Below are 19,319 nucleotides of genomic sequence, written 5' to 3' on the forward strand. Positions count from 1 at the left end.
CGTGAAGCGATGCCTTCGCTTACGAAGCGGGTATTGCACACAACCTTTCGGGAGGATGACAATGGCCAAGGATTTAGCAGAGTTGAACACATTGATCGTGGGAGCTACATTTGCGGGCATCGGACTGGCGTGCGAGCTGCAGCGCTCAGAACCGGCCGGGCATTTTTTATTCATCGATCGCGAGATTACGGTCGGACACGAGTTTGCTTATGCATTCAAGCACGGTTTCGATTGGAACGATACCGTTATAGAACATGAAAGCGCAGCGGAAGTTCGGTCCGCATTCATTAGCAGAAATATTCTATCGGAAGAAGGCCGGGTACACTTGCCGGGAATGACACCCGTGCTGTACCGATTGCTGCGTGATCGCGGGCTCCCGATCCGATTCATGACCGATGTCGTCGATATACGGCAGAACAACGAGCAAAGCGGGTATATCGTCACTTTGTTCGATGGTTCAGGTCTTCGGGAACTGGCGGTTAAAGAAATAATCGACACAACTTCGGACTGCCGAACGTGCACACCCTGGCAGCCGCTTCACGGCAAACGAATAAACGCGTTGCTGCACGCCAAGAGGAATAAAGACGGCTCGGTCGTGAGCGATGCGATGAATTGTTACGGTGGAAAGATGCAGTTTGTGTCCGATCACTACTCTTTCGAGAGGGGCCGATTCGATTCGGAAGCGTTCCTGAGCATCCCGCTGGCTCCCGGGGATGGATGGCTGGAAGGCAGACGCAGCATCCATCAATTCTGGGCGAATCGGCCGGACGAGCTGCAAGGGTGGACGCTCGCCGTCGTTGCGGATCAATTCGACTTCGAGCCCTCGAAGGGGCCGCATGAACGGGAAAGCGATTGGATATGGCTGCCTTCTGCCGCCTATGATAATCCGTTGGCGGCGATGAATGAAGCGATAGCGTGGCTGAAAGGAAGGGTGGTCGTATGATGTTATCGGAGAGAGTCGAGGGAGCGGTACGGCAGCGCCGAGCGGAGCTGCATGCGGAAGCGGAAAGCTATGATGTCATCATCGTCGGTCTGGGAACGGCAGGCGCCATTGCCGCGATCGCAGCAGCGGAGCAAGGATTAAGCGTTCTCGGATTGGAACGAATGACGGCGATGGGGGGCACCGGAACGATGGGCGCCGTCATCGGTTATTATTTCGGTAATAAGGGCGGGTTGTTCGAGGAAGTCGATCAAGAGGTTCAGCGGCTTGCGACGCTGGCCGATTATACGAAGGCAGCCGGGGTCAACGCGGATTTGAAGAAGGTGGCGCTGGAACAGCGAGTCGAAGCCGCAGGTGTAACGACGATGTATGATTCAACTGTGATCGGCGTGTATATGGAAGGGAATGAAATAAAAGGCGTGCGTTGGGTCGGACCTGAAGGCGTCGTATCGGCGAACAGCGGCGTCGTCATCGACTGTACGGGCGAGGCGGAGGTGTGCGCCATGGCCGGAGCGGCTTATCGTAAGGGACGAGAGACTGACGGCAGAATGCAGCCCTTCTCCAATGCGATCGTGTGGATCGAGAATAACGCGGTGAAGACGTTCTATACGGATTCGGGATATGTAGACTGTGAGGACGCGGAGGGCTTCTCTCAAGAGGTGATCCAGTCGGCTTGCAGATGGACGCATCAGCCGGATATGTTCACGGATACGCCCAGGTTCATTAAGTTGGCGCCGCTGCTCGGAGTTCGGGAAGGCCGGTTCATCGTCGGCGAGCACAATGTGACATTCGCTGATTTTATCGATGGGAAGTTAGCGGAGGAACCGCTGTTCTATGCTTATTCCAATGTCGATAATCATGGTAAGGATGTCGCCTTCGAAAGCGAACTGCAGCAGGACTGGATTGTCGGAGCCAGCCTGTGGGGATTGAACTTCTCCGTTCCCATTCCGCTCGGCGCGCTCATACCGCGAGGCCTCGACGGCTTGTTGGTCGCCGGAAGGTCGCTTGCGGTTGATCACGACATAGCCCCGTGCGTTCGGATGAAGCGGGATATGCAGAAGTGCGGCGAAGCAGCGGCTATGGCCGCTTCATTGGCAATCAAGCACAGGCTCCCGCTTCGGGAAGTGCCTTATGCCGAGCTCAAGCCGTTGCTTGAAGCTACGGGTTGCTTGCAGGCAGCGAATCATATCGGCATGCGCTACGGAGTACCGACGGATGATCATCATGCCGCTGTCTCGGGCTGGCTGACAGAGGAATCGGACATTCGGGATGGATTGGCGAGTGAGAAGCCCGGCATGGCGATCTGGTCGGCAAGGAATATGGGCGAGCGCATTGTTCCGTCGCTTAAGCAGTGGGTGAACGCATCCGATGAGCCGCATCTGCAGCGTCATAGCGCATTCGCGTTGGCATTGCTTGGAGACTGCGGCGCAATTCCTGTGTTGCGGGCGATGATGCTGGAGCGGGACGCGTTCTTCCCTAAGACAAGCCGGAAATATAATCAGGCGAGGGGTTATGCGTCTATCTATTTGCTAGGCAAGCTGGGTGATGAGGGAAGCGTGCCGGAACTGCTGCGCATTCTGGAAAGCCGGGAACAATTCAAGAACGTCTCTACGGATGCAGAATTCATTAATCATGACGACGAATATTTCTTCCAATACTTCAGTTTCTCGGTTGCCGCCTTGTTCCGTATTGCGGATCACCATCCCCAGTATCGGGCAATTGTAGAGGAGTCGGTCCGGCGGATTGCGGATGACCCCGCATTCTCGTTGCAGGTGACGATGAAGCCAAGCAATAATGTCCATTATGACATGGCAGGCACGATAAGACGGATCGTGGACGAGCGCACGAAAGCATGGAGGGGCGCATAAGATCAGGATTTGCACATCGCTGCAACAAATGAACACAGCGAATTGTCATCCCGTGCGTATGGTTGGCATCATTGCTTATCTACAAATGGATGAACACCTTGTATATTGATCACAAGTTCGCTAGCAATCATCATCCATTAATGGGGAGGTCGTTGAAACAATGACAGGACGAGGAAGGAATGCCGGTTTATTTCGTTTTATGCTTGTATGCTTGATAGGAGCTATGGTGACGATTACGGCTTGCAACTCCGGAGGGAATAGCGGGAACGATGCAACGTCAGGCAAAGGGACGAACAACGCGCAATCGACATCGAATGAGGGGCAGACGCCGGATGGTGAAGGGAAGAAAGACGTTACGTTGACGTATTGGGCCGAATTGGGCGCTAGCCCGTCCCGAACATTGCAAACGTATAATGACGCTTTATTCTATCAGGAGCTGGAGAAACGGACCGGCGTGCACATCGCATTCGAGCATCCGGCGGTTGGCAGTGAAAAGGAACAGTTCAACCTGTTGATCGCGTCGGGCAAATACCCGGATGTGATTGAATACAACTTCCTTAACTATCCTGGTGGCCCTGAGAAGGCGCTCGCGGACAATGTCATCATAGAGTTGAATGACATCATTGAGCAGTACGCGCCTAATTTGAAGAAGTATCTGGACGAGCATCCGGATATGAAGAAGCAGGTAAGCACCGACTCGGGCAAAATGTATGTGTTCCCGAGCATTGGTATCGGCAACCATGGTGTAACGGGCGGGTTGGTCGTGCGTGAAGATTGGCTGAAGGAGCTGGGCATAAACGAGCCGAAGACGATTGACGATTGGACGAATATGCTTCGCGCCTTTAAGGAGAAGAAAGCGGCATCAGCTCCGTTTACTGCTTCGTTGAGAAATTTGAAGCTTTCACAGTTCAACGGTGCGTTCGGCATCGGCACGGACTTCTACCGGGATAACGGCGTCGTGAAATACGGACCGATTGAGCCGGGCTATAAAGAATATCTGACATTGCTGAACGCTTGGTATGAGGAAGGCTTGATTGACCCCGATTTCTCTACACAAGACAATGCGGCTCTCGACGCGAAGGTGATTAACGGCAACTCCGGCGCATTCTTCGCCTATATTGGAGGGGGCATGGGCAAATATTTGCCGGCTTTGCAGGAGAAAGACTCCAGCAGCAATTTAGCCGGTGTGCAATTCCCGATTTTGAACCAGGGCGATGAGCCCCGCTTTATCAATACTTCTTATGAGTATCGGGGGCAAGGCAGCGTCGGGCTCACATCCGCCAATCAAAAAATAGAGGAAACTGCGAAATGGCTTGATTACTTGTACACGGATGAAGGGCATATCCTGAAGTCGTTCGGTGTGGAAGGCGTAACCTTCAAGGATGTGAACGGATATCCGACCTATACGGATCTTATTGTCAACAACCCGGACGGTTTATCGGTTGGCGACGCAATGAACAAGTATTTGCGCGTGGCGACGCCCTCCGTCGGATTTGTCGGTGACGACCGCTATTCGGAGCAGTATTACACATACCCGCAGCAGAAAGAAGCTTTCGCAACATTTAGCCAATATCAGGAGAATGCTTATGAAACAAGGCTGCCGCTGATTAGCCATACACCTGAGGAAGCCAATGAGATTGCAACGATCATGGCAGAGGTGAATACGTATCAGGAAGAGATGCTTCTGAAGTTCATTATGGGGGCCGAATCGATCGAGAAGTTCGACGAATACGTTGAACAATTGAAAAAAATGAAAATCGATCGAGTCGTGGAAATGAAGCAGGCAGCGGTAGAGCGCTATGAAAACAGGTAGCCATTGATTGTCAGAAAACAACTTGTCGGGAAGGGATGCATGAGTCGCTTCCCGATTATTTTCCTACGGAATGAGTGGTGAGACATGCTGAATCGAGTGTCCAGCGCATTGCGCAAAGATTATAAATCCCATAAATATTTATATGTAATGATAGCGCCCGTGCTATTATACTATGTCATTTTTCATTATGCCCCTATGTACGGCGCCATTATTGCGTTCAAGGACTTCCATGTAGCCAGAGGCATAGTGGAGAGCCCGTGGGTGGGCTTCAAGCACTTCGAGGACTTTTTTGGCAGCTACTATTTCTGGAGGCTGATCGAGAATACATTCGTGCTTAATCTGTATCAGCTTCTCTTCGTCTTTCCGGCGCCTATTCTGTTCGCGCTGCTGCTTAACGAGTTGATTGGCCCTTGGTTTAAGCGCATCGTACAGACAGTTACTTATTTGCCGCACTTTATTTCACTTATCGTGGTCGGCGGCATGATTACACAGTTCGTCTCTCGCGACGGGATGATTACCGACCTTCTAGTGTGGTTCGGCATGGAAAGAACGGCGCTGCTCGGTCACCCTGAATATTTCCGTTCCATCTATATTATATCGGACATCTGGCAGTCGGTCGGCTGGAGCTCCATCATTTATTTGGCGGCGATTAGCGGCGTTAATCCTGAACTTTATGAAGCGTCGCGGATGGACGGCGCAGGACGGATTAAGCAGATGTGGCATGTGACGCTGCCGGGCATTGCGCCCATAATCGTTATCTTATTGATTTTGAAAATAGGAAGCATGATGGATATCGGTTTCGAGAAAATTATTCTGCTATACAACCCCAATACCTATGTCACAGCCGACGTCATTAATACCTTCGTGTACCGCAGAGGTTTAACTTCTTCGCTGGAATTCAGCTACGCAACGGCAGTCGGATTGTTCCAAGCATCGATTAACTTTATACTGCTCATCTTCGCCAACTGGTTCAGCCGCAAGGCAAGCGAGACGAGCTTATGGTAAGAGAGGAGAACCGGTAATGACGATTCGGAAGAGTCCAGGGGAAGTTGCGTTCAATGTATGTAATGTTGTCTTGATGCTGTTCATGATTGTTATTACGATATACCCGTTCGTCTATGTATTGATGTCTTCGCTTAGTCATTCTACCCAGCTTCTGTCCCATACGGGACTGTTATTGAAGCCGATCGGTTTCACGACGGAAGCGTACAGCATGGTGTTCCGCAATCCCAATATCGCCTCAGGTTTCCAGAATACCTTCTTTATCGTAGCGGTCGGTACATTGGTCAACTTGGTAATCACTTGCCTGGGGGCGTACGTATTGTCGCGCAAAGGCGTGCCATGGACAAAGCCGATCATGCTGGCGATCGTCTTCACGATGTTTTTCTCGGGAGGACTGATCCCCACTTATTTGCTTGTCAATAACTGGCTCGGTCTTGGCGATAGTTTGGCCGCCCTAATTATTCCCGGCGCGATTTCCACCTGGAATTTAATTATATTGCGGACCTCCTTCGGAGGAATTCCGGAAAGCCTGATCGAATCGGCGAGAATCGACGGCGCCCAGGATTTCACGATTTTACTCAGAATCGTTATTCCATTGTCGATGCCGGTCATTGCCGTTATGATTTTATTCTATAGCGTCGGCCACTGGAACAGCTGGTTCGGCGCCATGATTTATTTGCGCGACCGATCACTGTTTCCCTTGCAGCTCATTTTGCGCGAAATTCTCATTCAGAACAGCACGCAGTTCATGGCATCCGACGCATCCGCCGCAGCCGCCGGCGATGTAGAAGCAATTGGGGAGAGCATCAAGTACGCGACGATTATGATCGCCACGCTGCCAATTTTGGTCGTGTATCCTTTTTTGCAGAAGTATTTCGTCAAAGGTGTTATGATAGGTTCTATTAAAGGCTAACGATAAGAAATAAATAGGTAGTAGGGAAACGAGGAGGCGCCAGATGACCAAGTGGAGAAGGAACAGCATCTTGTATGCGTGGCTGCGTTCTTATGCGTTGGTGCTTCTTATTCCTGTTGTTGTGATGGGCATCGTCAATGTTCAGACGAATAAAGTGATTGAGGATGAGATTAATCGCGCGAATGCATCGCTTTTGAAGCAGCTCCAGGAGGAGATTGACTCCCAGATCGAGCATGTGCAACGAATGCGGGAAGTGATAGCTTTTAATGCGAGGGTCCGCAAGCTGCTGTTCGCTCCGCAAGAGCTTGACGCCAATCTTCGGCTGGCTATGGTGCAAGCGTTCGCAGACTTCCGCACGTACAGCAATACGAATCGATTTATCGATAATTTTTATATTTATTTTCGCAATGGAAACTTCATTCTGACGGACCGCTCCTATTATGATTTGGACATGTATTATCAGCTTCATATGTCCGATACCGGTATGGATTATCGCAGATGGCTTGACTTTCTGGAGCAGCATCATCGAGGAACATTCGTGAATGGTCAGGATATCGGCATGGAGCGGGGGAATGGAGAGATTCTGCTGTCGCAATCGCTCCCGATTGAAAATACAGTCAGCAAATTAGCGACTTTAATCATTTATATGAATAAAGACCGGCTGCAAACCTCACTGCGGAACATTCGGTCATATAACGAAGGCGACGTTTTTATCTTAGATGGGGATCACCGCATATTGGCCTCTTCCGGCGAGGGGGTACCGGCGGTTCCTCCGAATTTCCCGTCGGATGAAGACTACGGGGTATTCCAAGACGAAGCGGGCGGGGAGGAGGTCAATGTCTCCTATATTCGATCTGGTCTGACGAATTGGACGTATGTGTACACACTGCCTACTGGCATCTATCAAGAGAAGGCTGAATATGTGCGTGATCTCAGCATTCTCATGGTTGTTATCGCGATTGTGCTAGGCGCAGCCACGGCAGTCTACACCGCACGGAAAAATTATCATCCCATCAGGCGGATCGTCAACACGCTTGCCGTCAAATCGAAGGTGAAGCCTGAAATTGCGGGCAATGAAATTCTTTATATCGGGGAGACGCTGGAGCAAACGCTTGATCAAAATGATGAAATGAATCGCATCATCGAGCAGCAGAATACCTATCTTCGATCAAACTTAATGGTTAGACTGCTGAAGGGTAGGCTGGAAGAGAACTTCCCGCTTAAAGAAGCGCTTGCTGAGTATCGACTGGATATGGGGCCGGGCTCATTCGCCGTGATGCTGTTCTATATCGAGGATTTCAGTGATTTATTCCGGGAAGAAGAGATGGATGCCGAGAGAAATCTGCGATTTGTCCATCTGATCATGTCTAATATTATGGAAGAGATTGCGGGGAAGCAGCACCGGGGATGGATGGTAGAGGTTGACGTCATGCTGGCTTGCGTCGTTAACTTCATGCCCGGTACAGAAGCGCAGCAAGCGAAATCGGTATTGTTCGGAATGCTGGAAGAAGCAAGAAGCATTATCGAACAGCGGTTCCATATCCTATTCACCTGCTCGCTGAGCGCGATTCATCCATCGATCAGATCACTTCCCGTCGCCTATCGTGAAACGCTTGAAGCGATGGAATACCGTATGCTAATGGACAGTGGGGCAACGATTGATTATGAGAGCATTCAAGAGCAAGGGACGGGCTATACGTACCCGTTAGAGATGGAGCAGCAATTAATTAATTACGTGAAATCAGGGAATTATAACAAAGCTAAGGCGATCATGGACGAAGTGATCGAATCGAACTTGAAGGAAGGCGCATTATCCGCCGATCTGGCCCAATGCTTTATGTTTGATATGATCAGCACAATGATGAAAGCCTCTATGGAGGCTGTATCCGGCCAGTCTGAGCTATATGAGGAAAACCGCAAAGCGGTGCAGGCCATTCTTCAGGAGCAGACGGTAGGCGATATGAGACAACGCATGGCATTGTTCCTGCAGGAAGTATGCCATCATGTCGATGCCCGCAAGAAGAGTCATAATGTGAGATTAATAGAGGAGCTGCTAGCCTATATCGAGGAGCATTATGCGGATCCTAATGTGTCTGTAGCAAGCTTGTCGGAGCGCTTCGGTGTTCATCCCTCTTATTTGTCGCGTTTCTTCAAGGAGCAGATGGGGGATAACTTATCGGATTACTTGAATCGCTATCGTATCATTCAGGCTAAGCGATTGCTGCTGGAAGGCGAAGCGGTAATCAAAAAGGTGAGCGAAGCAGTTGGCATATTCAGCATTAGCACGTTTATTCGCCTGTTCAAGAAATATGAAGGGGTAACCCCGGGGGTGTACCGGGAAATGCATCATACGGACAAAGATTAATTCGGACAGTAGACCGGCCTTTTTCTTTTGCTATAGACGCATATGTAGAAATGAACCCCCGAAAGGTAAAGATAACGAGTATTGCGCGGATACTGTGCGTATAGGGATAGAAAAAACCTCCTAAAAAGTAGAGTTGGCGGGATTGTATGAAAACCCGTTCATCACTACGATGTAGATGCAGGCTCGAGGATCCGGCATCGCCGACACTCTAAAGTGCAAGCGATTACATAGCCTTCCGCGAGGCCTGACTTCTGACATCTATTCTGGGGAGGATCGTTATGAAAAAATGTTTGACGTTTTTGTTGACCGCGGTTATGTTGTTGTCGCCCTTGTCATTTCAGGCGAAGTCTTCGACAGTCGCAGCCACTCCCGTTGTTACAGGGGGCGAGGAGAAACTGCACTATTATTTGATTCCAAGAAATTTTGCATCTTTCGGCTCGTGGACGTTAACGGGGGAGCATGTGACGGGGCGATCTACCGCAACCGTTCCGGGAGAGGCTGACGGAAGTGGAGGAGAGCCGGCGATAGCCATGGTCAACCTCCAATCCGCTGGCTCTTACAAGTTATGGGTACGTGATCGGGACTATGCGACGAATCAACCGGGTATCCGCACTTTTCATGTAGGCGTGGATGGAGTGCAATTAGATAAGACGTTCGGCATTCACGGCCAGGAAGGATTCCGCTGGACAGAGGCGGGCACATTCCATCTGGACGCTGGAATGCATGAGTTGGCTCTGTACGACACATCGGGGTATTATGCCCGAAGCGAAGGTTTCTTTCTGACCAAGGACCTCGATCTGATTCCACCGGAAGATCTCGCAGAGCTTAGGGAATTGGCGGAGCCTGAGGATCCATTCTCCTTTCTTCCAAGCGCCGAGTTCCCGCAATGGGCGACCGAAGACGTTGTGCCTGTCCATACGGATGCCATTGAAAATGAAAAGGTCAAAATTGTATTTCATCAGGGAATGGGTCAGCAAGGAAGCTTGGTGCAAAACGAAATCTTCATCAAAGAAAATGGCGAATGGACGCTTGTAAAAGCGAAAAGCGATGAGTTGGGTTTCTTAATGATGGCTGCTGTCGGCAGTGAATTAGCGGGACAACTGGGAGAGTTCGCTCAGTTCAGGCAGGAAGTGAGTGTGGGAGGGACGATGATTGGTACCGTGGTCAATGATTTTTTTGAAACCGGCTATCCCATCTGGTTTATCCCCAGCGGCTTCGAGAAAATAAGCGATCATCAAATTGATCTCAGTTTTGAAAACAGTGAAGCCGATCTGACGGTTTCATTCCAGTTCGACGAGCTGAGCTACGAGCCTAAAGTGACGCTTCATGCCGAATTCAAAACGGATGGAGCTTATTCCTTCATGTTCTATAATGGCAATGAGACTGCTTATGAAGCATATGATACGGTAACGGCTCCACTGTTGTATGTGAAGAAGGCAGTTCCGGAAGCTTCTACCGTTATACCGGAAGCCTATCTGTTAACGCCAATGGCAACCCTGCATTACACCGCAGGCAATGAACGGTATCAGGGTAGAGAAATGACCGCAGGCATTGTAATGGATCCGTCTTCCGTTCCACAGGACTTTGCTTATCCGGATACGTCAACCTTTGGATTAGTGCTTCGTGGTCCTGGTGGAGATGTCAGGCCGCAATTTACTGCGCCTATGTTCGGTACAGAGCATAGCTGACTGTTCATCTGGCGGATACGCGTTTTGACGTGCGGTTGAGTCCTTCTTATTGTGAGGGTGAGATTACAGTTGAGGTAGCTGTGAGCTCCTCCTCCGGCAGTCATTCTCTCAACGGAGAGATCGCATTCGCCAAAATGTTGGAGCAGCTTCTGGTTGCAATCAGGAAGAAATACCCATTCGGAATTGGTTCGATGCTGCATGTCAGCGAACGTTCCTGGAGTACGCCCGTACAAATCCTTGAGCCGGAACCTGGAAGCCGCTTCATAGGGGGAAACGGGGCTTGGCTCGCCACGGAGGACGGGACGCTTGCTGGAATCGGGTGTTGGACTTTGGCTGGGCATCGGTTGCTAAGCCGTGTTTCACTGTGGGATAAGGGGGGAGTTGCTCTACGATTTCTGATAGAAGGCGCGATAGAAGCGGCGAATCGGTAATGTAATATAACCTGCGAGCCTTACATGCTCGCAGGTTTGTCGGAACCAGCTGATAGTGGGAGCAGCATTCGGATGACTGTTCCTTCACCGAGCCAGCTGTTGATGGAGATGCCGTAGCCCTCGCCGTAATGGAGACGAATCCGATCATTTACATTTTTAATGCCAATATGTTGATTAGCGGCACGGTCCCTGGATTGGAGAACATCCTGCAGTTGTTCCAGACGCTCCTGCTCCATGCCGACACCGTTGTCCGAGACGATGATTTCGAAATGCTTCTCTCCCTTCAGCTTGGCTTGAATGATCAACTTGCCGCCGTTTACATGCGGTTCAAGACCATGGGTGAGCGCATTTTCAACCAAAGGTTGAATAATCATTTTCGGAATAACGATGCCTGTGAACGCCTCTGTGCCCAATTGTTCGAATTGAATTCTGCCTGAGAATCTCACTTGATGGATAGTAATGTAGGAAGCGACTATTCGCAGTTCTTCCTCCAGCGCAACCTCATTCGCCCCCTTAATGCTATAGCGGAGCATTCGACTCAAAGCCGCAGCCATTTCAAAAATCTCGTTGTTGCCCTTCACGATTGCAATCCCTTTAATGGCATCCAGTGTATTGCTGAGAAAATGCGGCTTAATCTGACTCTGAAGGAACGACATTTCTGCGCGCTGCCGCTCAATATCCGCTTGATAGAGTTCGCCTGTCGTCTCTAGCAGCTGCTGCGTCAGATCGTTGATCCGATTCAGCATCGTGTTGAATTGAGTGGAGATAACCTCAATCTCGGCGTAGCCCTCCAGCTCCACTTTCGTATGCAGCACATCCAGATTGCCGCTCTTCAACCGCTTCATGAAGGCAATCAGCTTCCCAAGCGGCTTCAGAATATTCATCATAAGCATAGAATACGGAATCGTAACGAGAAGAAGCGTTATCATAATCATGATGTAGCTTGTTCGCTTCAATCCTTCCAGCTCTTTAATGAGATTGCTGATGGGTACGGCGGATATGATGCTGCCGTTGATTTCCGGCAAGGCGAACGTTTGAATTCCATACGATTTCCCGCTAATCTTTTCAATGACAGCGCTTTCTCCGTAACCGGAATAGTGTCGCAATGACTCTTTGTTGAGATTCAGCTCCACTCCGTTCGGGTTGGCGTATACCAGTTCTTCTTCGTTCGTCAGGAGATAGAAGCTGGTGCCGGATAATCTCGGGAACTTCTCAATTTCCCGATGGATGGACTTGGTGTCCAGAACGACCGCAATAAAGCCAGCTTTCTCACCATAGCGTTGCGTGTCACGAGCGGCGAACAGATTCATGCCGAACAGGAATGTGTCGCGAACGACAACAGGATTCGCTTTATAGAAGCCGCCATAATGAACCTGGCCTCCCCCCTCGATCAGCTTGTCCATCATATTTTGGGCAAGGCCGACGCTGCCTTGCAAGGAAGCATGTTTGCCGGCATCATTAATAATGATGATATCGACAATGTCGGGATTCGTGCTCTTTATGACGCTCATCAAGCTTTGCACCTTTTTCGACAACTCGTATATGCGAAGACTATCCTTCTCCAGTAGGAAATCTTGAACCGTCGTATCATAACCCAGGTTGATCATAATGCTCGACACACTGGCGTAATTGTCGGAGACTCGCTGCTTCAGATTGGATACTAACTCCATATTGTACTGGGTGTTCTGGTTAACAATTACCTCGCTGGATTGGAGATAAGCCATCAAGCTGATCAGTGGAATAATGGCAAGGATGACGGCACCGATTGCCAGCACCTGTGTTCGGATGGACAGCTTCTTGAACGCCCTCATTGCGATTCCCTGTACTGGGTAGGTGTCATGCCGTTCAACCTTTTGAAGATGCGCGTGAAGTAGAAATAATCGTTGAATCCACATTTTTCGCCGATCTGGCTAATGGTCATGTCCGTCTCGCGGAGCAGCTTGCACGCATATTGAATGCGTAGACGGGAGAGATATTCTACGAAGTTTTCTCCGACTTCCTTCTTGAACAATTGGGACAAATAAGTAGGGCTCAGATAAAACCTTTCCGACAGGCTTTGTATCGATATTTCCTGATTAAAATGATTGTGGATATACCGCAACATTTCTTTGATGCGGTTATGCGATACATGGGCAATACGGGAGGACAGCTCGTCAGAAAAATAGTTGAGCGTATGCTTCACAAGGTAATCGATCATATCGTCGGAGCAACCGTAATCGTAGAACAACTGGTCATATCCTTCAAGAAAGCGGCTTTGCGTCTGCACACCTTCTCTAGTGAACAGATACATGACGGTGTTAAATATCAAGTAGGCATCTTTTATCGTTAGCGTGTAACGATGAAACAAAGACCGACAGGAATCCATGACCGACATGAATTGAACACGGTCCTTCTGTGCGAGCGCGCCGGTCAGCTCCGTCAAAATGGATTCGATCGGAGATGCTGAAGCTGAAGCGGGACGATATATGCCCCCCTTGCCCGTCGAGAACATGCCATATGCTGCGATGGAAGCCGCTTCGAGCGCCCCCTCCAGCTCGGAGGGGCAGGCGGAGGATGTACCGACGCCGACACTGTATTCCAACGTGTTGTCGCTATTACCAAGCGAGTGCAGCAAGCTCTCGACCTGGCTGCTATAGACAAGACAGCCAATCCGTCTCTTGTTCATGCGGAAGAAGATATGCGGAATATTCAACGATGTAGGTGAATAGCCATGCAGGATAATCGGTGTGACGGGAAGACCATCGCGCATCGGCATCCCTGCAGCAGCCAGCTCGTCTGCCATAAGCTTCTCGTTCCCGGAGCATAAGATGTCGTAGAGTTCCTGGAAGCCGCTGCTTGATCCAGGCTGGGAGCGGTTCTTCAATGTCTGTGAAAGCTTGCTCAGCAGCGCCTCAATCTCTTCAATCTCGAACGGCTTCAAACAGTAGCCGAAAGTCCCATAGTTAAGCGCTTTCTGGGCGTATGCGAATTCTGCATGTCCGCTTAACACGGCAAAGTAAGTATGAGGCGACAGGTCCTTGCCCTTCTTGATCAGCTCCAATCCGTTAAAGAGCGGCATCTTAATATCGGTTAACACGAAATCTGGGCGCAACGTCTCAATCAGTCGTAAGCCTTCCTGTCCGTTCTCTGCCTCGCCCACGACCCGAAATCCATACTTCTCCCATCGCACACCAGCTTTGATGCCTTCCACTATCCATCGTTCATCGTCTACGATGACCGCTTTGTACACAGCAATGCCCCCTTTACAGCAATCGTATCGATCGTCAACTTAGATTCGTATAGAAAATAATATGATAAATATGTACAAATTCATGATACATCGCTTTAAGAAAGCACTTTCATCATAGATTCAGAATAATAACGGATTTATCTATCCTGAATAATTCCAGAGATTCATTATAATACGTTTGAATACTTGGAGGGAAGGGCAAGAAATGGTTCCTGTGGTGTGAAGATAGCGAGTGATTGAAAGTATTCAAATCCAATTATGTATAATTTCAAGGAATGTATGTCGGACTGTAGGAATGAAAGAAAATGAAAGCACTTTCATAAAAAAGTCCACATACAAGGCGGGCAACGTCCATACTCTACGGCGGGCATCCCTTCTATACTTAATAACAACGAACGGTGTAGCCCGTAACAACGAACAAAAAGCTAAAGCAAGGAGTGACTTCAGATGCGTAACGAGGCAAGCGTTCGAGCGCCAAAGAAAAAGAAGATGCTATGGAAGACGATGTTGCAATACAAATATTTTTACCTGATGGTGTTCCCCGTTCTAGTCTGGTATGCACTGTTCAGCTACGCGCCGATGTACGGCGTTACGCTTGCATTTAAGACATTCGACTACAGTGGAGGCATACTGGGAAGTCCTTGGGTCGGATTCGAACATTTTAAGACGATTTGGTCGGATGCGGATTTCCATACGGCTTTCAAAAATACGATGATCATTAGCTTGATGAAACTCGTTGTTCACTTTCCGATGCCAATCATCTTAGCCATTTTACTGAACGAGTTTTCAAGAAAGAGAGCTAGGCAGTTTTTCCAGACGGTGCTTACGTTTCCTCACTTTATTTCGTGGGTTGTGCTTGCGGGCATCATCTCCATTATTCTAAGCCGGGATGGCGTCGTGAATCAATTGATCATGCTGTTCGGCCAAGAAGCCATCTCTCCTCTTACAGACGCTTCGTCCTTCCGCCCAATTCTCTATATTACTCATGTGTGGAGAGAGATTGGCTGGGATTCCATTATTTATTTGGCAGCGCTTGCGGGCATTAACCCAGAGCTATACGAAGCTGCCGAGATGGACGGAGCGAACCGCTTCAAGAGACTGCTGCACATTGCGTGGCCCGGTATGAAGAGCACTGTGGCGATCTTACTGATTCTTCATGTAGGCCAATTACTTACGCAAGGCGCGAGCTTTGATCAGATCTTCAACTTGTACAGCTCGCCGGTCTATTCGGTATCCGACGTCATCGATACGTACATCTATCGAACATCTTTCCAGGTAGGCGGAGATTTCGGCTACATGACGGCTGCCGGATTGATCAAATCGGTCATTAGCCTCGCTCTGCTTGCATTGGCTAATACAATTGTGAAGCGAATGGGCGAAGAAGGACTATATTAATTGCGGCTTGGAGGCAACCGGATGAATCAATCTCATATCAGAAGAAAGCGAAGCTGGAGCTCATTTGACATCGCCGTCTGTATTCTGCTGACGCTTTTGTCGCTCATCACCTTTTTTCCATTCTACAATGTGCTTATCATTTCATTTGCCAAATTTGACGTAATCAGTCGATTCAATCTATACCTGCTGCCGCTTTCCTTTGATCTGTCGGCATACAAGGTGATCTTGTCAGACGCGAAGTTCTGGAGTTCGACTTTCAATACGGTGTTTGTAACCGTCTTCGGCGTTCTGTTCAGTATGACGATATCGGTAGCCGGAGCTTATGCTCTATCCAAGAAAGGCATGCCAGGCCGCAATGCGATGCTGACGCTTATTTTGTTTACGATGTTTTTCAACGGGGGCTTAATTCCGTTCTATCTCATTATTAAAGCGCTCGGACTTGTAAACAGCATCTACGTCATGATTATTCCGGCCGCCATGAATACGTTCTATCTCATTATTATGAAAAACTACTTCGGCACCCTGCCGGAAAGCTTGGAGGAATCCGCGAAGTTGGACGGAGCCAATGACCTGTATATTTTGTTTAAAATCGTGCTTCCGATATCTGCTCCGTTCATTGCGACATTTGGCTTGTTCTATGCAGTTGAGCGTTGGAATGAGTGGTGGTATGCACTAATCTTTATTAGCGATTCCACCAAAACACCACTGCAAATCTATTTGAGAGATACGCTCATTACGAATAACTCTCTTCTGAACACATTGGCACAACAGATGGCGAACGATAATTCCGGGAAGGTATATCCTCCTGCTCTTCAGATGGCCACCATCGTTATTACATGTGTCCCCATTCTGATGGTATATCCTTTCTTGCAGAAGCATTTCTCGAAAGGGATCATGGTCGGTTCCATTAAAGGATAAGGAAAATGAATATAGAGGCTTGTCCTGTCCTAATTCAAGCGTCACAATGACAAAAGGGAGGATTCAACAATGAAAAGATTAAAAAAATCAGGCCTGATTTTGACTTGCTTGCTTCTTATGGTCAGTATGCTTGCGGCTTGCAGCGGCAACGGCAACAAAAACAGCAACGAGAAGGGGCCAGCCGAGAGCAGTAAGCCTGAGGCAACCAATTCCGGAACAGCCGGTGAGGACAATCCGTACAAGGAACCAATGGAGATTTCGATCGCATTTTGGGACATTGAAGGGGAGCTCGCGAAGGTTGAGAAAGATCCTATCGTTCAGGAAATCTTGAATAAATTCAATATTACAATCAAGCCTGTCAATACGACATGGGACGACTATGGTCAGAAGATTCAGATGTGGGCCGCGTCGGGACAGCTTCCCGATGTATTCGCAATAGATGCCATGGGGACTCAGTATCAACGCAAGTGGATTGATCAAGGCGTCGTTGCCCCGCTGCCGGATCTGGCAAAATACCCGAATCTGGCGGAATACTTCAAGGCGCCTGATATTGAAGGTCTAGCTGTCGATGGCAAGCATTATACGATTCCAAGAAGGATGTTCCCGAGTGTGGACTGGAGTGCGCTTGACCGCGTCGTCATGTATCGCTGGGATCTGGCTCAGGCGGCTGGCATTACGAAGGAGCCTGACACCTGGGAAGAATTCAAAGCAATGCTGGACGCAATCGTGAAGGCCGATCCTGAAGGCAAAAATATAACGGGTGTGACGGCAGCGCAGGTGAAAATGATAGGCGGATTGTTCTGGCTTTACGGCAATCCTGTCGCAACAAGTGACGGTAGCGGTGCGGACTTCAAATGGATTAAAGAAGATGGACAATTCATTCCGGCCGTATTCTCTCAACATGCGCTTCCTGCTGTTCAAAACATGAAGGACATGTATGATAAGAAGCTGATTGACCCGGATATTGCGCTAACAAGTCCCGACATCGCATACGATAAGTTCGCGTCGGGTAAAGCGGCGGCGATGCTGGGAGGCGGCGGATTCATTAACATGGATCAGAACGTCTATGCCAAACGCTGGGCGAACAGCTACCCGGAAAAAGATGTTTTGGAAAGTATAAAAGTGCTGAAGCCGCTGAAGGGGCCGGATGGACAACGTCATCACGCAATCTTCAAAACGTATTGGTCGGAAAGTTATTTCAGTGGAAAGATCGACTCAAAAAAGCTTGATCGCATTCTTGCGCTATACGATTATGTCCTGTCTCCGGAAGGGAAGGCGTTAATTACGTATGGTAAGGAAGGAGTCGACTACAAAGTGGAAGGCGACCAAAAGGTGATGCTGGACAAGACCCCGCACGCGCAGAAGTACCCGGCTACCGCATTCCTGAAAAACCTGGTAGCATATGAAACAGCTGATGCTTACAATATGAGCAATCCGCAAATTAGTCATGAAGGCATTAGACAAGAAGCGGTAAACTATATCGACTGGATTTTAAACAACACGAAAGTGCCTGATTACGATATTCGTTTGACCTATATGTCTACGCCGACCAAAGATAAATTTACTATTTTTGATCACGATGACTTGTTGAATGTGATGTTGTCGAAGGAATCGGCAGAGCAAGCCTGGCAGAAGGTAGTAGACGGTTATAAGGCTAAGGGGCTTGATAAGATGATCGAAGAAGTCAACATGAAAGCGAATGAGCTCGGTATCGAATAAAGCAAAGAATGAGAAAAACAGCAAGTGTCGGGAACTCCCTGCATTTGCTGTTTTTTTAACTGTTGTAATGGAGTAGACTGTTAAACAAGGTTTATATTATAGTGAATACAATTTGAAAGGAGAGTGCAATATGGAGGTTTTTACAGAGTACTTGGCTACGCTTGAGCAACCTCTGCAACGGGTACGTGTGGAAGAGGTTCTGGCTTGGGTAGCTAGTAAATTCCCGAATCTGGAGCCGAAAGTGGCATGGAATCAACCTATGTTTATCGATCACGGCACATTTATCATTGGCTTTAGTGCGGCTAAGCAACATATGGCGATTGCACCTGAAATTGCAGGAATCAACCGTTTCTCGGATGAAATTGTGAAGGCCGGCTACGATCACACCAAGCAGCTGGTTCGTATCAAGTGGGAGCAAGCGGTTGATTACTCGTTACTCGAGGACATGATCGCGTTCAATATGATGGACAAGGCAGACTGTTCAACTTTTTGGAGAAAATAAATCGGGATCGCACGATGATGAGATAGATGATTAGACGAGCTAACTGGACAAATTTGGTTGTTGAAATGCGAAGAAGAAATGTGCTATTATGGTCTTCCGCCACAGAGGCGGGGAAATGAAGCGGATCATCACAAAAAACTTTTTTTAAAAAAGATGTTGCTTTTTGAAAGTGGATTGTGATAAGATACTTCTTGTCGCCAAAACGACAGCGAAAAACAATAAACGTTGTTCCTTGAAAACTGAATGATGAGCGATATGTCAAATATGAAGACTTTCACATTGGCTTAGCCAAGAACGAAAGCTTCAAGCTAGTAACGAAATGAGCAAGTCAAACGAACTTCTTTTATGGAGAGTTTGATCCTGGCTCAGGACGAACGCTGGCGGCGTGCCTAATACATGCAAGTCGAGCGGACTTGAAGGAGTGCTTGCATTCCTGAAGGTTAGCGGCGGACGGGTGAGTAACACGTAGGTAACCTGCCCCTAAGATCGGGATAACATTCGGAAACGGATGCTAATACCGGATAATCGATTCCTTC

General features: G+C 48.8%; 14 protein-coding genes and 1 rRNA gene. 13 read left to right on the forward strand and 2 right to left on the reverse strand.

The genetic code is table 11. The features are described from left to right. Window positions 1–61: 61 nt before the first annotated feature. The 8 genes from ACFQ2I_RS20500 (at window position 62) to ACFQ2I_RS20535 (ending at window position 11,020) form a co-directional block, all read left to right on the forward strand. Window positions 62–943: a hypothetical protein gene (locus ACFQ2I_RS20500; RefSeq protein WP_377567584.1), complete on the forward strand. Its 882-nt coding sequence runs from the start codon at window positions 62–64 to the stop codon at window positions 941–943. Beyond that, a complete protein-coding gene (locus ACFQ2I_RS20505; protein ID WP_377567586.1) occupies window positions 940–2,808 on the forward strand; it encodes an FAD-dependent oxidoreductase in 1,869 nt (622 codons plus the stop codon). The genes ACFQ2I_RS20500 and ACFQ2I_RS20505 overlap by 4 nt, the downstream gene beginning before the upstream one ends. Before the next feature lie 160 nt (window positions 2,809–2,968). Beyond that, complete coding sequence (locus ACFQ2I_RS20510) at window positions 2,969–4,621, forward strand: ABC transporter substrate-binding protein (RefSeq protein WP_377567588.1); 1,653 nt, start codon at window positions 2,969–2,971, stop codon at window positions 4,619–4,621. Between the two features lie 84 nt (window positions 4,622–4,705). Beyond that, window positions 4,706–5,626, forward strand: a complete 921-nt coding sequence (locus ACFQ2I_RS20515) for an ABC transporter permease (protein ID WP_377567590.1) — start codon at window positions 4,706–4,708, stop codon at window positions 5,624–5,626. Between the two features lie 16 nt (window positions 5,627–5,642). Further along, the gene (locus tag ACFQ2I_RS20520; protein ID WP_377567592.1) at window positions 5,643–6,536 is read left to right on the forward strand and encodes a carbohydrate ABC transporter permease; all 894 of its coding nucleotides are present in this window, start codon (window positions 5,643–5,645) and stop codon (window positions 6,534–6,536) included. Between the two features lie 43 nt (window positions 6,537–6,579). Next, window positions 6,580–8,901, forward strand: coding sequence for an AraC family transcriptional regulator (locus tag ACFQ2I_RS20525; protein ID WP_377567594.1), 2,322 nt, complete (start codon window positions 6,580–6,582; stop codon window positions 8,899–8,901). Window positions 8,902–9,179: 278 nt separating this feature from the next. Continuing rightward, complete coding sequence (locus ACFQ2I_RS20530; protein WP_377567596.1) at window positions 9,180–10,589, forward strand: hypothetical protein; 1,410 nt, start codon at window positions 9,180–9,182, stop codon at window positions 10,587–10,589. Window positions 10,590–10,618: 29 nt separating this feature from the next. Next, window positions 10,619–11,020 carry a hypothetical protein gene (locus ACFQ2I_RS20535; RefSeq protein WP_377567598.1) on the forward strand — a complete coding sequence of 134 codons (402 nt, stop codon included), beginning with the start codon at window positions 10,619–10,621 and terminating at the stop codon, window positions 11,018–11,020. 20 nt (window positions 11,021–11,040) lie between these two features. Here the strand turns inward: ACFQ2I_RS20535 and ACFQ2I_RS20540 are convergent, their stop codons facing one another. Both ACFQ2I_RS20540 and ACFQ2I_RS20545 read right to left on the reverse strand, forming a co-directional pair. Then, window positions 11,041–12,831 carry a sensor histidine kinase gene (locus tag ACFQ2I_RS20540; protein WP_377567600.1) on the reverse strand — a complete coding sequence of 597 codons (1,791 nt, stop codon included), beginning with the start codon at window positions 12,829–12,831 and terminating at the stop codon, window positions 11,041–11,043. Beyond that, complete coding sequence (locus ACFQ2I_RS20545; RefSeq protein ID WP_377567602.1) at window positions 12,828–14,249, reverse strand: response regulator transcription factor; 1,422 nt, start codon at window positions 14,247–14,249, stop codon at window positions 12,828–12,830. Before ACFQ2I_RS20545 ends, ACFQ2I_RS20540 begins: the two co-directional genes overlap by 4 nt. A 447-nt stretch (window positions 14,250–14,696) precedes the next feature. Between ACFQ2I_RS20545 and ACFQ2I_RS20550 the strand changes: the two genes are divergently transcribed. From ACFQ2I_RS20550 to ACFQ2I_RS20570, 5 genes are all read left to right on the forward strand, one after another. Continuing rightward, window positions 14,697–15,644 (forward strand): ABC transporter permease, encoded by a 948-nt coding sequence (locus ACFQ2I_RS20550; RefSeq protein WP_377567604.1) that lies wholly within the window; start codon window positions 14,697–14,699, stop codon window positions 15,642–15,644. Window positions 15,645–15,665: 21 nt separating this feature from the next. Next, a complete protein-coding gene (locus ACFQ2I_RS20555; RefSeq protein ID WP_377567606.1) occupies window positions 15,666–16,562 on the forward strand; it encodes a carbohydrate ABC transporter permease in 897 nt (298 codons plus the stop codon). 69 nt (window positions 16,563–16,631) lie between these two features. Next, window positions 16,632–18,281 carry an extracellular solute-binding protein gene (locus ACFQ2I_RS20560; RefSeq protein WP_377567608.1) on the forward strand — a complete coding sequence of 550 codons (1,650 nt, stop codon included), beginning with the start codon at window positions 16,632–16,634 and terminating at the stop codon, window positions 18,279–18,281. 130 nt (window positions 18,282–18,411) lie between these two features. Next, window positions 18,412–18,783, forward strand: coding sequence for an iron chaperone (locus ACFQ2I_RS20565; RefSeq protein ID WP_377567610.1), 372 nt, complete (start codon window positions 18,412–18,414; stop codon window positions 18,781–18,783). 342 nt (window positions 18,784–19,125) lie between these two features. Then, window positions 19,126–19,319 (forward strand): 16S ribosomal RNA (locus ACFQ2I_RS20570); the annotation flags it as partial.

It is taken from the genome of Paenibacillus chungangensis, assembly GCF_042675905.1.
In the GTDB taxonomy this organism is placed as follows: Bacteria; Bacillota; Bacilli; order Paenibacillales; family Paenibacillaceae; genus Pristimantibacillus; species Pristimantibacillus chungangensis.

What these genes read in the sequence shown, in the direction of transcription:
- ACFQ2I_RS20500 (WP_377567584.1), top strand. Translation starts at nt 62, where the DNA reads ATGGCCAAGGATTTAGCAGAGTTGAACACATTGATCGTGGGAGCTACA.
- ACFQ2I_RS20505 (WP_377567586.1), top strand. Translation starts at nt 940, where the DNA reads ATGATGTTATCGGAGAGAGTCGAGGGAGCGGTACGGCAGCGCCGAGCG.
- ACFQ2I_RS20510 (WP_377567588.1), top strand. Translation starts at nt 2,969, where the DNA reads ATGACAGGACGAGGAAGGAATGCCGGTTTATTTCGTTTTATGCTTGTA.
- ACFQ2I_RS20515 (WP_377567590.1), top strand. Translation starts at nt 4,706, where the DNA reads ATGCTGAATCGAGTGTCCAGCGCATTGCGCAAAGATTATAAATCCCAT.
- ACFQ2I_RS20520 (WP_377567592.1), top strand. Translation starts at nt 5,643, where the DNA reads ATGACGATTCGGAAGAGTCCAGGGGAAGTTGCGTTCAATGTATGTAAT.
- ACFQ2I_RS20525 (WP_377567594.1), top strand. Translation starts at nt 6,580, where the DNA reads ATGACCAAGTGGAGAAGGAACAGCATCTTGTATGCGTGGCTGCGTTCT.
- ACFQ2I_RS20530 (WP_377567596.1), top strand. Translation starts at nt 9,180, where the DNA reads ATGAAAAAATGTTTGACGTTTTTGTTGACCGCGGTTATGTTGTTGTCG.
- ACFQ2I_RS20540 (WP_377567600.1), bottom strand. Translation starts at nt 12,831, where the DNA reads ATGAGGGCGTTCAAGAAGCTGTCCATCCGAACACAGGTGCTGGCAATC.
- ACFQ2I_RS20550 (WP_377567604.1), top strand. Translation starts at nt 14,697, where the DNA reads ATGCGTAACGAGGCAAGCGTTCGAGCGCCAAAGAAAAAGAAGATGCTA.
- ACFQ2I_RS20555 (WP_377567606.1), top strand. Translation starts at nt 15,666, where the DNA reads ATGAATCAATCTCATATCAGAAGAAAGCGAAGCTGGAGCTCATTTGAC.
- ACFQ2I_RS20560 (WP_377567608.1), top strand. Translation starts at nt 16,632, where the DNA reads ATGAAAAGATTAAAAAAATCAGGCCTGATTTTGACTTGCTTGCTTCTT.
- ACFQ2I_RS20565 (WP_377567610.1), top strand. Translation starts at nt 18,412, where the DNA reads ATGGAGGTTTTTACAGAGTACTTGGCTACGCTTGAGCAACCTCTGCAA.